This window comes from Caldicellulosiruptor changbaiensis, assembly GCF_003999255.1.
Classification (GTDB): Bacteria; Bacillota; Thermoanaerobacteria; order Caldicellulosiruptorales; family Caldicellulosiruptoraceae; genus Caldicellulosiruptor; species Caldicellulosiruptor changbaiensis.
This window is the reverse complement of sequence record NZ_CP034791.1, coordinates 2492547-2508441: the sequence shown is the minus strand read 5'-3', so window position 1 is coordinate 2508441 and position 15895 is coordinate 2492547. Positions and strand designations below refer to the sequence as shown.

The window sequence follows — 15895 nt, the reverse complement described above, 5'->3', positions numbered from 1 at the left end:
GAAGGTGGACAAGTTGAGAAGGAAAAATTCGTTTTTATCTTTATTGATAATTTTGGTGTTTGCATTAAGCCTTTTTACACCTGCATGGGCTCAACAGGCTATTGAATACACAACTGTTGCCGATTATTCCAAGATGATTAAAAATACCAAGATACTACAGCTTCCTCAGAATCCAGTATCAAAAAAAGGACTTTTGTTTTTAGCAGCGCTGGGATTTCTAAATTCGACAAACAAGGAAAATATAAAACCATCTGATATACTTACAAAAGAAGAAGCACTTTCGATAATTTTAAACAGTGCAGGAAAACAGCAAGATGCCTTCTTGAGAGCAGAAAAGTTAGAATCAAAAAGAGTATCTGGCACAAAACTTGTGGTACCATACAACTACCTTTATTTAGGATATATACAACTTGCATATGACCTGAAAGTAATGTCCAAAAAAGAATATCAAGATACAATGTCACAGGTACAGCCAAGTCAAAAAGACCATGAAAAGATGACAGATGATCTTATCAAAAAGAATAACGAAATTGTTTCAAGAGCTATCTATGAAGGAAGGCCATATTCATATGATGACCTGATTTTTGTAAGGTCGGCACCTGCCACACGTCAGGAAGTTGCCCGCTGGGTTGTGTTAACATTCAAAATACCGCAAAGCTACGAAAACTTAGCCAAAACCTACCCTGACTATGATAAGATTGATAGTAAGTTTTTATCTTCCATAAATACTCTTCTTAAAAACGGAAGCTTAATTGGAAGGACTGATGGTTATCTTCATCCTGATGACTACATAACATATGAAGAGCTAAGTTTCATTTTGTATAATCTTAAAGATTATATTGTAAAGGCGAACAATCTTAAAGAAGTGCCTGCTGAGTTAAAAAATATTCAAAGATATTCTGATAAGACTGTGTACAACTTTGAAGACGACAATGGAAATGATATAGAAATAACTACAATTCCAGGAAAACAAGATTTTGTTGTTCTAACAGACTCTGGTGCAGTTTTGTCCTCTTCATTGCAACAAGGGGACTATATTGACCTTTATGTAAATGACAAGGGTCAGGTTGTATTGGGTGAGGTTTTATCCAAAGCAGGAACAGTGACATTGAAAGGTGTCATCACGAAGATTGATGTAAAAAAGAATACAATTCAAATAAAACTGCCAGATGGCAAGGCCTATGATCTTTTAGTAAGTCCCAAAGCCACAATTTACGATACAAGAGCTTCGAAAGCTGTAAATCTTTCAGATTTGTCAGTTGGGAATATTGTCACAGTAGTTGCAAAAAAGAACAGAGCAGATAACATTGAGGTTTTGTCTTATCAAGACCAAGACATCAGCAGGGTGGAAGGTATTATTTCTCAGATCTCAAATGACAGAATTGTTATTAACTCAAACGGGAAGCTAATGTCGTTTTTGCTATCCCCTGATACAGCTTATATTGACAAAGGAGATTTTACAAGAGGACTTACAAAAAATGATTTTTATCAAGGCATGAAGGTTTTAGTTGGAGAGTATAGCGGGTTTGCTCAGTACATCAGCACAACCTATGATGAGAGAGCTGAGGATATAGTCGGTGGTATACTTTATGAGATTGATATAAACTTAAGTTATATTGAAATTTACAATCAAGACGGTGTTAGAAAAAGCTACAGGTTTTCTAAAAAAATGGGGCTAAAGGTTATGAAAGATGGTAAAACTACTTCACCTGATAGTCTTTCGAAGGGCGATATAGTATATCTTTATTTTAATGGCGATTTTGTGAGAAGTATAACCGCAAGCTCAAATCTTCAGCCAAAGATTGCCAAAATTGAAGATATCCAGAGAAATCCGATTACAAAAATACCTGAGAAGATATATCTTAATATTAATGGCAGAGTATATGGACCTTATGAACTAAGTAGCGATGTTGAGGTTATAAAAAGTAGCTCAAAAGGAAGTCTTAAGGATTTGGCTCAAGGTCAGTATGTAAAAGTTACCGGGTCCTTTTTTGGAGCTTCAGCAAATATCAAAAAGATTGAAATATCTACAAATGATTATGTAAAGAATATCTATATTGCAAAAGCAACTACAATCGGTGATATTTTGTATTTGTCAGATATTTCAATTTTGCGAAACAACCAGTTTGAAAGGTTGTATGACTACAAGACATTTAAAATACCATCTGACGCACTGTTTATTGTAGATGGTATGAAACAAAAAAGCATACCAATTTTACAGAATTTCTCTGTGGTGGTAATTACAAAGGATAGGTTCTCGCAAGAGACTGTAGATACTGTCTTTGCTCTTTCAAAAGGGTGGTTTTCTCAACTGCAAGGTGAAGTGACAAATGTTAAGTCAGGTACCATTACGCTATCTGGTGAGCAATTAAACTTCAACCAAAACTCATACCTTGTTGCAAATGGACTTCTTTCAAATACGGCCCCAAAAGTGGGAGATGAAATTATAGCTGTATCTGATGGGAAAAACCTTGTTGTTGCAAAATACAAAGAAGCAGTCTCAAAACCTATTATAGTAAGAGGCGAAGTTTCAGAGATTAGCGAGCTTGAATATATTAAGCTTAAAAACTTTGTATACCTTGACAAACAAAATGGTTGGCAATTTGTTTCAACTCCGCTTGTGCTTTCATACGATACCCAAACAATATATTGTGATGTGTATGGCATAAATAATCCAAAGGATATTTTGGGACTTATAAACAAAAGTGTGTATATTATCCACGATGGGAAGTACGCAATGTCCATTATTGATGCAAGTTTTGGTGGGTATATAGTTGTAGGAACAATGGGTAAAAATGGACAAGTTTTAAATCCACAGTACCATGATATGGTTACAAAAACCTGGAACAAGATAAACGCAAGCCTTGTTTTAGATCCGGCAAATGCAATTTTGATAAATAGTTCAGGTGATATTACATCGCAGCTTCCGCAGTATGGAGATGAAGTAATCCTGCTTGTGCCACAAACCAGCTTTAACATTTCTAAAAATGTAATAGAGCCATCCATTGTTATAATTAATTACTAAAAAATTAAGAGGCCTTTTAAGTAGTTTTAAAAGGGGGCATAACTTTTGAAAAGAAGGTTTCTTGCTTTATTAATTGTCATTGTAAGTATTTTTCTTGGTCCCATTAAAATGGCATTTTCTGAAGAAGGATATTTGGGTTATGAAGGTGGGATATCCTCCTACAAAGAATCTGACCCGAAAAAGACCAAAATAGATTATTACGAATACACTTTTGTGACAGGCCAGCCTGTTCTGCTTTCTGGAACACTTGATGCAAAAATTAGAACTGCTGGAAAATCTGAGACAATCTCTTACTCATATGATTTAAAGGACTCAACAGGCAAGATTACAGTAAAGAGGACAGTTAGTCTCAAAGGGAGCTTGACAAAACTTCCAAATGGTAGTATAACAAAGGAGTATACGTTGAGCAGCTACAAAGAGACACTGACAGTTGGTGGTGCCGTTTATGACCTTCAAAACTATTCATTTTCAAAATCAACAGCAGTGGATACAAATCCTGCTGTGAACTTCTATCAAGGTGAGTGGAATCTTATCAAGACATATGATGGTGGCTTGAAGATTTCAATTGAAGGTGAAAACTATGGATATGATGGGTACTGGGGGAGTGGTGAGTTTCAAAAAGTGAAACAGACTATTGAGACACCTTCATGGTTTGGCATTGTAAACCTTAACATTGCACTTGTACAAAAAACACTGTTAGAATTTAAGAAGAACGATACACCATCGAGTATCACCGGTACATATGTTCTAAAATCCAAAGTGGAAGGTAATCTTGACATAACCTATGACATGCCCACATTTACCAAAAACGGTGAGGTTTTGACAAAGAGAAACAAGGGTAAGATTCAAAAGAACATTGAGAAGTCCCCAATCATCAGAATGGCTGTCATTCCAAGCCTGCCAAAGGTAAAAGGATATGAATATGAAGAGGCGATAAACACATGTTTTGCCTTCAATGGTTTTTACAACAAAGATGATTTTGTCCCAACAGAGTATATCACAAGAGCTCAGTTTGCAAAACTTTTGCTTGACACACTGAACATTTATAGTAACTATTACAACCCGCGAACAACCCAGAAAAAGTCAATCTACAAGGATGTTCCGCTAAATCACAAGTATTATGGGTATATATATGCAATTACAAAAGCAGGACTTATGAGAGGAAAGTCTTCTGATTATTTCAAGCCTGAAGACTATATAACGAGAGCTGAGGCAGCTTTGGTAATTTCAAAGGTAATTGGTTTTGACAAGAAGATAACACAGCCCATAACACAGACGAGCTATTTAGACGATAGCAGCATTCCCACATGGGCAAAAGATGCTGCTCAGGTTTTAAAGGATACAAGGATTATGGCAGGTACTGAAGAAAACATGTTCATGCCCCAGGAAAGACTTACAAAAGGTGTTGCTGCCAATATCATATTTAATCTTATAAACTATCTTAGAAATGATCTTCCGCAGCAGTATCTTAACATGAGTATTTTTCACACTGATTAAAAAGAGGATACAAAAATCAAATAAAAACAATATATAATGGAGGTAAAGGTGTAAAATGAGCAAAAACAGAAAACTTTTTCTCAAAATTGTAGCTGTTGTAGTTGCATTGTCTTTATTTATTGCAGTTCCTGTGTATTCCCAGTTTTTTATAATCTCAAGTGACTATCCAACAGATCAGCAAATGGACTATATCAAAAAAGTGTTGCAAGTTGCAAAGGTTTATCATATTGGAAAGTACAGCTATGATGATTTGATTGACATGATGTTTGCAGGACTTTTCAAGAGCCTTGACAAATACTCAGAATACATGAAACCACAGGAGGCTAAAGACTTTACAGAGAGTGTGAATGGGGAGTTTTCTGGAATAGGTGTTCAGATAGAAAAACAAGATGATTATATTGTGATAACTGGTGTGTTTGATGGAACGCCAGCAAAAGAGGCAGGATTAAAGGTTGGTGATAAAATTGTTGCAGCAGATGGGAAATCTCTTGTTGGCAAGACAACAGATGATGCTGTAAAACTCATTCGCGGGCAAGAGGGAACAACTGTTGTAATTGACATCTTGCGAGATGGTAAGACTTACAGATTTTCTATTGTAAGAAGAAAGATTAAGATTCCTGTTGTTGAGTACAGGGTATTAGAAAATAATATCGGTTATATTAAACTTACACAATTTTCACAAGGTGCATCAAATGAGGTCAAAAAAGCTCTTGGTGAGTTTGACAAAAAGGGTATCAAAAATATCATATTTGATATACGAAACAATCCTGGTGGGCTTTTGGATGAGGTTGTAAAGATTTGTGAGTTCTTTGTACCGGAGGGACCAATTGTGACAATTGAATACAATACGTTCAAGGATGAGTATAAGTCAAAGAATAAAAACCCAAAATACAAGCTTGCTGTTTTAACAAATGAATCAAGTGCATCTGCATCTGAGATATTTGCACAAGCTATTAAAGACACTAAGGTTGGTGTTGTAATTGGCACAAAGACATACGGTAAAGGCACAGTCCAGACACTAATTTCGCTTCCCGAAACAGCTACTAAAAAAGGGTATATGGCAAAGGTTACAGTTGCTAAGTATAAATCACCGTCTGGGTACTATGTAGATGGCAAAGGTGTTATACCAAATATTGAGGTGCAGGATGATTCGCTTTCCCAGTTTGGGCCTGACAAAATTTTGACTTTAACCGCAACTAAGAAATACAAAAAAGGCGATATGGATTTGGAAGTACTTGCTGCTCAGCAAAGACTTTATTATTTGAGGTATTTGAGTAGCTGGACTGGAAAAATGGACGATGCGACTGTAAATGCAATCAAGAAGTTCCAAAAAGATAATAAGCTTTCACCAAATGGAGTACTTGATATAGCAACTCAAAAGAAGTTAAATGAAAGGTTTACAGAGTTTTTAAAATCAAAGTATGTAGACAAGCAGCTACAAAGAGCTATTCAGTACTTTAAGCAAGGGAAGTAAAAATTGGAAAGGGGCCTTCTTTGACAGAATCCTTAGAAGGTCCCTTTTTTGATTTTAAAATTTGTTAATAAAATTGATTGAAAATATCTAAATTAAAAATTAAAATATTGTTAAGGTAATATAACAAAAATAAAGAGAGGAAAGGATAGGTCTCAATATGGCATTTGGAACAGATATAGGAATCGATTTGGGAACAGCAACAGTTTTAGTGTATGTCAAAGGCAAGGGTATAGTTTTGAGAGAACCGTCTGTTGTTGCAATAGAGCAGACAAGAAAACAGATTTTAGCAGTTGGGGAAGAAGCAAGGCGAATGATAGGAAGAACTCCTGGAAACATTGTGGCGGTAAGGCCACTCAGAGATGGTGTTATATCAGACTATGAAGTGACAGAAGCAATGTTAAAGTATTTTCTTGGGAAAGTGCTTGGCAGGCGTGTGTTTTTCAAGCCGAGGGTTGTTGTATGTGTCCCATCAGGGGTAACAGAGGTTGAAAAAAGGGCTGTTTTGGATGCTACATATGAAGCAGGAGCAAAGCAGACATTCTTGATTGAAGAGCCAATTGCAGCAGCAATTGGTGCAGGTCTTGATATTTCAAGGCCGATGGGATGTATGGTAATAGACATTGGTGGGGGTACAACAGACATTGCAGTAATTTCCCTTGGCGGAGCTGTTGTGAGTGAGTCAATTAAAGTTGCAGGGGATAAATTTGACGAGGCAATTATCCGATATATAAGAAAGAAACATAGTGTTGCAATTGGCGAAAGGACAGCAGAAGAACTCAAGATAAACATAGGATGTGCGTATAAAAAGCCAAAGGTAGAATCTATGGAGGTCCGCGGTAGAAGCTTACTTACTGGTCTTCCAAAGACAATTACTGTCACATCAGACGAGATGTTGCAGGCCTTAGAAGAACCAGTGTCGGCTATAATTGAAGCTGTTCACAGAGTACTTGAGAACACGCCACCTGAGCTTGCAGCTGATATTACATCGACAGGGATTGTTATGACAGGTGGGGGAAGTCTTTTATGGGGTTTGGACAAGCTGATTTCTGAAAAGACAGGTATTCCAACCAGAATTGCAGATGACCCAATTTCATGTGTTGCGCTGGGTACAGGAAAGGCGTTAGAAGCACTTGTTCAATTGGAGTCAAGCCTGATAAAGGACCCAAGAGTAAGGTAAAAAAGGGGATTTTGTAAGATGATTAGAGGAATTTACACATCTGCATCAGGGATGATTCTAAACCAAAAACTCATGGATTTGACTGCTAACAATATTGCAAATGTGAGTACAACTGGGTTTAAAAGAGATATTGCCCAGGTTGAAAGCTTTAGAAGGATGATGACCTATAGGATATACGATGACTCTTCAAATAGTATTGACAATGCAATTGGGTATATGTCACTCGGAGCAGACGTTTCAAGGATTGTTAGCGATTTTTCTCAGGGGCTTTACATAAAGACAGACGAACCTTTGAACTTGGCGATAAGAGGAAGTGGATTTTTTGCTGTAGAAAAAGTTGATCCTCAAACAGGTCAAGTTCAGGTTTACTATACAAGAAATGGTGCATTTACACTAAATTCAAATGGTGAGCTTGTGACACTTGAAGGTTTTCGTGTCCTTGGACAAAACGGAAGGATTGTACTGCAAAATCAGGGACAAATCAGGATTGATGAGCAGGGTAACATCTATCAAGACGGCAGATTTGTTGACCGTTTGAGACTTGTCGATTTCCAAGACAAAACTCTTTTGCGTAAAATCGGCAATAACCTTTTTGAAGCAGATGTACAAAATCAGCAAATAGCTTTTAGTGGAAGGGTTTTACAAGGATATTTGGAAGGGTCAAATGTAAATTCTGTCCAAGAGATGGTCAATATGATAAATGTTTTGAGAGCGTATGAGGCTAACCAAAAGGCTTTTATTGCACAGGATGAGACTTTGCAGAAGGCTGTGAATGAGATTGCGAGAAAGTAGTCAAAATGTAACTTGTAAGAAGAATTAGAGAGGTAAAAGGAGGAAAGGAAATAAGATGATGAGAGCTCTTTATTCTGCTGCCCTGGGTATGAAAGCGCAGCAGACAAATGTTGATATCATATCCAACAACCTTGCAAATGTGAACACAACAGCTTTCAAAAAAGACAAAGCAGAGTTTAAAGACCTTTTGTATGAGACTTTGTCGCGAGCAGATGTTGTTGCAGGTGATGGGAAGCCTGTAAGTCTCCAAATAGGTCATGGTGTGACAATCTCTGCTATCACAAAGAGCTTTTCAGAAGGTAACTTGGAGAGGACTGAAAACCCACTTGATTTGGCAATTCAGGGGGAAGGATTCTTTGTAGTATCAACCCCTAACGGGCCAAGATATACAAGAGATGGTAGTTTTAAGGTTTCTAACGTTGAAGGACAGATAAAACTTGTGACCTCAGATGGATATCCAGTTTTAGCAGAGGGCGATACGGAGATTGTTCTTCCAGAGACTGCTATTTCAAGTATCACCATAGATGAAACAGGAAGGATCACTTACAAGGATGCAGAAGGACAAATTCAGGATTCAGGTTTTAAAATCAAAATAGTGAGGTTTATAAATCCTCAAGGACTTTTGGCAGAAGGCAAAAACTTGTATAACGTCTCTGCTGCATCTGGTGATCCTGTTTCTGAAGAGGAGACAGAAGGTCCAAAGAGCAGAATACTTCAGGGATTTCTCGAGATGTCGAATGTACAGGTTGTGGATGAAATGGTAAAGCTTATTATTGCCCAAAGAGCATATGAGATTAATTCCAAAGCTATTCAAACAGCGGATGATATGCTCTCTATGGCAAACAACCTGAAAAGATAAAAGAATAGAGGCAGGTAATTTCCGATGAGCGAGATACCGGGCATTAAGATTCAGGCAGGTTATCAGGAGGGGATAGATAATTCTGTAATAGACAAGCTTGAAAAAGCGTATTCTGAGAAAGACAAACAAAAGCTAAAAGAGGCTTGTGAGGAATTTGAAGCTGTCATGCTGTCGGCCATTTTTAAGCAGATGCAAAAGTCAATTCCCAAAGGTGGTCTTTTTCAAGAAAGTATTGCAGATGATATTTTTAACGACATGTTTGTTGACGAGGTTTCAAAAAAGGCTTCAAAACAAGGTGGAATAGGTCTTTCCAAGCTTTTGTATGATTCGATGATAAAAAAGATTGAAAATGAATATAAATTCAAAGGAGAATAAAAACAGCCGGCAAATTTTGCTGGCTTATTTTTTTGCTTTGTTGAAAATTGAAACTAATAGGTGTAAAATATATTTAAAAACACACAAAAGCAAAAAATTTTTCTTAATCCCAATTTTTTAACCGTTTTCATCTTGGCATTTTAGTTGGGATTTGTGCAAAATGGAATTTAAACAAGGGGGCGCAGTAGAAGATGTATAAATTTATATTCTCAGCATTTGGAGATGAGATAGCAAGCAATCTGGATGAGCAAATAGAGGTTTTGAAAAAGCATGGTATTGAATACTTAGAGTTTCGGTCTGCAAATGGTAAAAGCGTTGCTGACTATACTGAAAATGAAGCAAAGGAGGTTTTAAAAAAGTTAAAAAACAGTGGTATAAAGGTTTCAGCAATAGGGTCTCCAATCGGCAAGGTTGACGTAAACTGCGACTTCGAAAAGTATCTTGAGCTTTTCAAGCACATCGTTGAGCTTGCTCACATCCTTGAGACAAGGTACATACGCATCTTTTCGTTTTATGTTCCAGAGGGTGAAGAAGAAAAGTACACAGATGTCGTCATAGAGAGGATTTCAAAGTTTACTGAGATTGCTAAGAGAGAAAATCTTGTTCTTCTTCACGAGAACGAAAAGGAGATATATGGAAGCAATGCCGAAAGGTGTTTTAAAATCCTCTCCACAATCAACTCACCCAATTTGAGAGCAACATTTGACCCGGCAAATTTTGTCCAGTGCAAAGTAGAGGTCTATCCACACGCATTTGAGCTTTTAAAAGATTATATTGAGTACGTGCACATAAAAGATGCAAAATTTTCAGACGGGAGCGTCACCGTTGCAGGTGAGGGTGATGGAAGGGTAAAAGATGTGATAGCAGCACTAAAGAGGAGAGGTTTTTGCGGCTTTTTGTCGATAGAGCCTCATCTTAACAATAACCTTCCTGGTGGTGGACCTGAAAACTTTGCAAGGGCTTATAGAGCAATTAAAAAGATTATAGATGAGGAAGGAGAGATTTAAAAAAAATGTCAAAGCTTAAGTTTGGCATTGTTGGTTGTGGGGTTATATCAAAGACGCATGCGACTGCTATCTCAGCTCTTTCAAGCGATGCAGAGCTTGTTGCTGTGTGCGACGTCATAGAAGACAGAGCCAGAAAACTTGCTCAAGATTTTGGTGTAAAAAAGATATATACTGACTATGAAAAGATGCTTCTTGATCCTGAGATTGATGTTATCTCTGTCTGCACACCCTCTGGTATGCATGCTGACATGGCAGTCTTGGCAGCAGACGCAAAAAAACATGTGATTATTGAAAAGCCAATGGATATAACATTGTCTAAAGCTGACAGAATAATAGAAGCTCAAAACAGGAACAATGTGGTGATTTCTATAATTTCACAGCACAGATACAGTGATTGTATGCAACTTTTAAAAAGGCTAATGAACGAAGGAAAGTTTGGAAACATTGTTTTAGCAACAAGCTATACTAAATGGTACAGGTCTCAGGAATATTATGACAGCGGTAGCTGGCGAGGGACATGGAACTTGGATGGTGGCGGTGCGCTCATGAACCAGTCTATACACTACATAGATATGATTCAGTGGATTGTTGGAAAGGTTGTGGAGGTTTTTGCATACTGCACAACAAGGGCACATAGGCGAATAGAGGTTGAAGATGGAGCTGTTGCAGTGGTCAAGTTTGAAAATGGTGCAATTGGCGAAATAGTTGGAACAACAAGTGCATATCCAGGTTTTGAAACAAGGCTTGAGATTTTTGGTGAACATGGTTCTGCAATTGCTATTAACACCCAGCTTGAAAGTCTTTACTTCAAAGATGGGTCTGAGAAGGAGTATTTGGAGAGTTACAAAAAAGAGGACAGAGGTCCTGTTGGTGCATCTTCTGCTGCCATCAAAGAAGAAGGACATGTAAGACAGTACAGAGATGTAATAAATGCTATAAAAACCGGGACAAAACCACTTATCCCTGCTGAGGAAGGAAGACATCCTGTTGAAATAATACTTGCCATTTACCTCTCAAGCCTGACAGGGAAACCTGTAAAGCTCCCTCTTGAAAGTGACGATGAGGTCTTAAAGGAGATTGAAAAGATAAAAGGTAAAGGATTCTAAATAGGGAAAATAGGGGGCTTGCACAGAATTTGTGCTAAAAGCCCCTTGATTGTTCTTATCTTATCTATGTTTGAAAGGCTTTTTTACTTTACATAATTTTTCGTTAAAAAGTCTAAGCTGAGTCTCAAACTTTCAAAAGGACTTCTTTGACAGATATCCTGCTCAATTATATACCACTGAACACCTGCATCAATACAGGCTTCTATTATTCCATCCCAGTCTAAATTTCCAAAACCCACCTCAAACATGCCTTGCTTAAAATCTTCAAGCATTCCCATGTCTTTTAAATGAACAAGTGGAATTCGACCTTTTAGTTTTCGTATCCACTTTTCAGGACTTGCTCCAGCAAATTGAACCCAGTAAGTGTCAATTTCAAACATTAAAAGCTGTGGGTCTGAATTTTCAATCAAAATCTCAAGCCATGTTTTACTATTATATCTTTTAAACTCAAAACTATGGTTGTGATAAGAAAGCGATATATTTTCTTCTTTTAACTTTTTTCCAATTTCATTGCACTCTTTTGCAAATTCAAGTGCTCCTTCAAAACTTCTAAATTCGTTTGGAGCAGATGGGATTGCAATATGATAGCAGCCTAATATCTTATGCTCTTCGATTACAGATTCAATTTCGTTTTTCAGCCTTTCAAAAGGGGTATGTGTTGCACAAACTGTTAAGGAAAATTCATTTAACATGTTTTTTAGCTTATAGGTGTCAATCTTAGCCATACCTGAGATTTGTACAGCTCTAAAACCAATTTCGCTAACCTTTTTTAAAGTATTGTATATATCTTCTTCAGTTTTTAAAAACTCGCGCAGCGTGAAAAGCTGAGCTGCTATTTGTTCTTGCTTCATTTGAATTTAACACCACTTTTCTTTTGTTTGTAATAAAATTTACCTAATTATATCACAAAACTTTACTCTTTAATAGCCCCAATCATAACACCTTTGACGAAATACTTTTGCAAAAATGGATATATACAAAGTATCGGCACTGTGGCAACAACTATCGCCGCATACTTTATAAGCTCTGTTATCGCAAACCTATCCGACGCATCCGATATCCCTGTTGTCATGTTTTCTGTGCTGTTCATAATCAGTATCTCCCTTAAAACAAGCTGAAGTGGATACAGTTCCCTACTTCGAAGATAAATTATCGCATTGAAAAATGCATTCCAGTGTCCAACAGCATAAAACAAAATCATTACCGCTATCATCGGCATCGCCAAAGGTATCATTATCCTGAACAGTATTGTCCAGTCCCCCGCTCCGTCTATTCTCGCTGACTCCTCTAAACTGTCTGGCACAGCATGAAAACCCGTCCTCATTATGATAAGGTTTGTTGTCGAAATTGCGCCAGGTATTATCATCGCCCACATTGTATCTATCATACCAAGGGATTGCACAAGCAAATATGTGGGTATCATTCCACCGCTAAAATACATTGTGAATGCTATGAAAAACATTATTGGGTTTTTGAGTTTCAAATTCTTCCTTGAAAGCACATACCCGCCCATTGTTGTAAGCAAGATATTTATCGCTGTTCCAAGCACAACGTATATAAGTGTGTTTCTATACCCTATCCAAATCATTGGGTAGCTTAAAAGCAGCTTATATGCTTCTGTTGAAAAATCTAAAGGTCTTAAAAGTGGACCTCTGTACGCCATAAGCTTGATAGGATTGCTAAACGAAGCAAATACAACATACAGCATGGGATATAGCATTGTAAAACACAAAAGCCCTAAGAATATATAGTTAAATACATCAAATATTATCTCACCTGCGCTCTTTCTAATCTTCATCTTGCATACTCACCTCTTTTCAATCTACCACAGTGATGTTTCTGTCAGCTTCTTTGCTATCTTGTTCGAAAATACTACAAGCAAAAAGTTTATAACAGAGTTAAAAAGACCAACAGCTGCACCATAGCTATAGTCCATCTCTAAAAGACCTTTTCTGTAAACATATGTTGAAATGACATCTGCTGTTTCATAAGTGAGTGGGTTGTACATCAAGTACACCTTTTCAAACCCAACGTTCATCATATGACCAACCCTGAGAAGGAACATAATAACTATTGTGGGTAAGATTCCAGGTATTGTGACGTAAAGAGCCTGTTTAAACCTTCCAGCACCATCTATCAAAGCTGCTTCGTATAGCTGTGGATCTATGTTAGAGATTGCCGCTAAGTAAACAATTGACCCCCAGCCAAGGTTTTGCCATATCCCTGAACCAACATAAAGAGGTCTGAACCAGCCTGGCTCTGTCATAAATGAGATTGGCTCGCTAACAAGTCCAATAGATTTTAGAATCTGGTTTATAAGACCGTCTCTTGAAAAAAAGTCCATGATCATACCCACAATAACAACAGTTGAGATAAAGTGAGGCATGTAGCTGACAGTTTGTAATGTCCTTTTGTAGATGCTATTTTTGATTTCATTAAGTAGTAAGGCAAATATTATTGGGGCAGGGAAACCGAATATCAAGTCGTATACGTTGATTAAGATTGTGTTTCTTATGATTCTCCAGACATAGTAGCTATCGTAAACAAAAAATTCTCTGAACTTCTCAAGTCCTACCCACTGGCTTCCCCAGATACCTTTTGCAGGAGTAAAGTCTTTGAAGGCTATCTGAAGCCCGTACATTGGTATGTAGTGAAAGATAAAATAATAAGCAACAATAGGAAGTACCATTAAATACAAATTTTTGTTTCTAATCAGGTCTTTTTTCAGCTCTTGCCATCTATTTGGTGTATAAGGTTTTGATAGACTTTTCTCCATAACTTAGAAATCCTCCTTTTGAGAAGAAATTTTGTATTTTGACTTGATGGGAAAAAGAGCCTTGCAACAAAGACCGTATTTGTATTTAGCCTTATTGCAAGGCTCTTTTAAATTACTCATTATCTTGTGAAAAATTATTTTCTCTTCTTGTATCTCTCATAAGCTGCTTGATATATCTTGATTGCTTGATCAATGTTCATTCTCTTTAAAGTTTTTACAAAGGCATCAACATTTGTGGATTTTCCTGTCATGAGCTTTAAAAACATTTCGTCATAATAGGTATTTACAGTGTTCATAATGTTTGCAAGCCTCTTTGATTCATCATCAGTGAAAGAAAGTGGTGGTAAAACTCTATCATTTTTGACCTGACCCCATTTTTCAACAGCTTCTTTTTGTTGAGGATACATCATTTGAATTTGATAATAATATTCATCAGCCTGAGCAAATGGTCCGCTAATAGATGCACGAGCATATTTTGCTAAAGCTTCAGCTGCAGACAAGCCTTTGGGATTCTTTAATATTTCATCAGTATAATATACTTTTCCGTTTTTTACAACATATGACTTCCCTTCAACACCATAGTTAAATGCAGCGAATCCTTCTTTGCTGTAACCCCAATCGAGAACTTTCATAGCAGTTGGGATGTCTTTACAAGCTGTTGTGATTGCAGCACTTGTTCTTGAGAATAAGGACTCTGCCTGGCCAAGCAATGGATAATCTCCTTTTTTGAGCACAGGGAACTTTGTAGCAATGACATCTTTTTTGAGATTTAGGAAGAACCCCATGTCACCACTGAGCAATCCTATCCATGAACCAATTATATCGTTTTGAACATTTGCTTTAATAACTTTTTGATTCATTGTTAGAATATCTGGGTCAATGAGACCTTCTTTCCACCACTTTTGCAATGTTGCAACAAATTCTTTAAACTGGGGTTCTAATGGACCGAATTTGACCCTGCCATTTACTTGGAAGAAGTCTGTTTTAATTCCCCATGCGCCAACTAAGAATGATGAATAGTCAAATGCATATCTTGGATTTGAAGCATTTCTCAAAATTGAAAAGCCTCTTTCATCCTTTTTACCATTGCCATTAGGGTCTTTTGTAACAAAAGCTTTAAGGACCTTATACCAATCATCAACAGTTTCTGGTTCTTTTAATCCTAATTTTTTAAGCCAGTCAGCTCTTATTTGAGGGCCATAGTATACACATGCAATCTTTGGATTTGTACCTCTTAATGCCGGGAATCCGTAAATGTCGCCATCATCTGTTACTATTAATTTTTTAATGTCTGGATGTTGCTGCAGATACTTGTTGAGATTTGGAGCATATTTTGGAATGTAGTCGTTAAGTCTAATGATAATTTTGTCAAGCATTGCTTTAACAGGACCACCTGGGTAGTTGTCAATCCAGTTCCACTCAATTATATCTGTAAGCTGCCTTGATGCAACCATTAGGTTAAACTGGTCTGTTTCGCCGCCAACAGGTGGATGTTTGAATACAAGTTTTACTCCTAATTTTTTCTGCAACAATTGATAAGCTGCAATTTGAGAATAACTGTTGTATGATGTAGCTACTTTCGGGTCAAGTCTTACAAAGTAAGTAAGTGTTGTAGTTGATTTTGCATATGCAACCGATGGGGACGAAACAAATGAAGGAAATATAGAACTGAATACAAAAACAATTGCGATTGCCAACAGAGAAATACGGTTACCTAATTTAACCCTTCTCATCAACTAAAACCTCCTTTAACATTAAGTTTTGTTTTGCCCAAATCAAAAATGACACCCAACTTACAGCTCTAATT

13 protein-coding genes are annotated in these 15895 nt (G+C 37.1%); 9 read left to right on the top strand and 4 right to left on the bottom strand.

Translation table 11 applies throughout. From position 1 onward, the window contains the following. Positions 1-13 precede the first annotated feature (13 nt). The 9 genes from ELD05_RS12110 to ELD05_RS12070 all read left to right on the top strand — a co-directional run bounded on the left by ELD05_RS12110 (position 14) and on the right by ELD05_RS12070 (position 11312). Positions 14-3025, top strand: a complete 3012-nt coding sequence (locus ELD05_RS12110; RefSeq protein ID WP_127352629.1) for an S-layer homology domain-containing protein — start codon at positions 14-16, stop codon at positions 3023-3025. Positions 3026-3097: 72 nt separating this feature from the next. After that, complete coding sequence (locus tag ELD05_RS12105) at positions 3098-4522, top strand: S-layer homology domain-containing protein (protein WP_408609377.1); 1425 nt, start codon at positions 3098-3100, stop codon at positions 4520-4522. Positions 4523-4577: 55 nt separating this feature from the next. Further along, complete coding sequence (locus tag ELD05_RS12100) at positions 4578-5996, top strand: S41 family peptidase (RefSeq protein WP_127352627.1); 1419 nt, start codon at positions 4578-4580, stop codon at positions 5994-5996. Between the two features lie 157 nt (positions 5997-6153). Beyond that, complete coding sequence (mreB, locus tag ELD05_RS12095) at positions 6154-7173, top strand: rod shape-determining protein (RefSeq protein ID WP_127352626.1); 1020 nt, start codon at positions 6154-6156, stop codon at positions 7171-7173. 18 nt (positions 7174-7191) lie between these two features. Then, on the top strand, positions 7192-7965 hold the full coding sequence (flgF, locus tag ELD05_RS12090; RefSeq protein WP_127352625.1) for a flagellar basal-body rod protein FlgF: 774 nt from the start codon (positions 7192-7194) through the stop codon (positions 7963-7965). Positions 7966-8020: 55 nt separating this feature from the next. Continuing rightward, positions 8021-8824 (top strand): flagellar basal-body rod protein FlgG, encoded by an 804-nt coding sequence (gene flgG, locus ELD05_RS12085; RefSeq protein ID WP_127352624.1) that lies wholly within the window; start codon positions 8021-8023, stop codon positions 8822-8824. Positions 8825-8848: 24 nt separating this feature from the next. Next, on the top strand, positions 8849-9199 hold the full coding sequence (locus tag ELD05_RS12080) for a rod-binding protein (RefSeq protein ID WP_127352623.1): 351 nt from the start codon (positions 8849-8851) through the stop codon (positions 9197-9199). A gap of 191 nt (positions 9200-9390) precedes the next feature. Further along, positions 9391-10206 carry a sugar phosphate isomerase/epimerase family protein gene (locus ELD05_RS12075; protein ID WP_127352622.1) on the top strand — a complete coding sequence of 272 codons (816 nt, stop codon included), beginning with the start codon at positions 9391-9393 and terminating at the stop codon, positions 10204-10206. 5 nt (positions 10207-10211) lie between these two features. Next, positions 10212-11312, top strand: a complete 1101-nt coding sequence (locus tag ELD05_RS12070; RefSeq protein ID WP_127352621.1) for a Gfo/Idh/MocA family protein — start codon at positions 10212-10214, stop codon at positions 11310-11312. 83 nt (positions 11313-11395) lie between these two features. Here the strand turns inward: ELD05_RS12070 and ELD05_RS12065 are convergent, their stop codons facing one another. From ELD05_RS12065 to ELD05_RS12050, 4 genes are all read right to left on the bottom strand, one after another. Continuing rightward, complete coding sequence (locus ELD05_RS12065; RefSeq protein WP_127352620.1) at positions 11396-12163, bottom strand: sugar phosphate isomerase/epimerase family protein; 768 nt, start codon at positions 12161-12163, stop codon at positions 11396-11398. Between the two features lie 62 nt (positions 12164-12225). Further along, a complete protein-coding gene (locus ELD05_RS12060; RefSeq protein WP_127352619.1) occupies positions 12226-13110 on the bottom strand; it encodes a carbohydrate ABC transporter permease in 885 nt (294 codons plus the stop codon). Positions 13111-13134: 24 nt separating this feature from the next. After that, entirely contained in the window at positions 13135-14088 is a 954-nt protein-coding gene (locus ELD05_RS12055) for an ABC transporter permease (RefSeq protein ID WP_127352618.1), read from the bottom strand. Between the two features lie 134 nt (positions 14089-14222). Further along, positions 14223-15821 (bottom strand): type 2 periplasmic-binding domain-containing protein, encoded by a 1599-nt coding sequence (locus ELD05_RS12050; protein WP_127352617.1) that lies wholly within the window; start codon positions 15819-15821, stop codon positions 14223-14225. Positions 15822-15895: the final 74 nt, after the last annotated feature.

Coding starts and splice junctions, on each gene's coding strand:
- ELD05_RS12100 (WP_127352627.1), top strand. CDS start 4,578: ATGAGCAAAAACAGAAAACTTTTTCTCAAAATTGTAGCTGTTGTAGTT.
- mreB (WP_127352626.1), top strand. CDS start 6,154: ATGGCATTTGGAACAGATATAGGAATCGATTTGGGAACAGCAACAGTT.
- flgF (WP_127352625.1), top strand. CDS start 7,192: ATGATTAGAGGAATTTACACATCTGCATCAGGGATGATTCTAAACCAA.
- flgG (WP_127352624.1), top strand. CDS start 8,021: ATGATGAGAGCTCTTTATTCTGCTGCCCTGGGTATGAAAGCGCAGCAG.
- ELD05_RS12080 (WP_127352623.1), top strand. CDS start 8,849: ATGAGCGAGATACCGGGCATTAAGATTCAGGCAGGTTATCAGGAGGGG.
- ELD05_RS12075 (WP_127352622.1), top strand. CDS start 9,391: ATGTATAAATTTATATTCTCAGCATTTGGAGATGAGATAGCAAGCAAT.
- ELD05_RS12070 (WP_127352621.1), top strand. CDS start 10,212: ATGTCAAAGCTTAAGTTTGGCATTGTTGGTTGTGGGGTTATATCAAAG.
- ELD05_RS12065 (WP_127352620.1), bottom strand. CDS start 12,163: ATGAAGCAAGAACAAATAGCAGCTCAGCTTTTCACGCTGCGCGAGTTT.
- ELD05_RS12060 (WP_127352619.1), bottom strand. CDS start 13,110: ATGAAGATTAGAAAGAGCGCAGGTGAGATAATATTTGATGTATTTAAC.
- ELD05_RS12055 (WP_127352618.1), bottom strand. CDS start 14,088: ATGGAGAAAAGTCTATCAAAACCTTATACACCAAATAGATGGCAAGAG.
- ELD05_RS12050 (WP_127352617.1), bottom strand. CDS start 15,821: ATGAGAAGGGTTAAATTAGGTAACCGTATTTCTCTGTTGGCAATCGCA.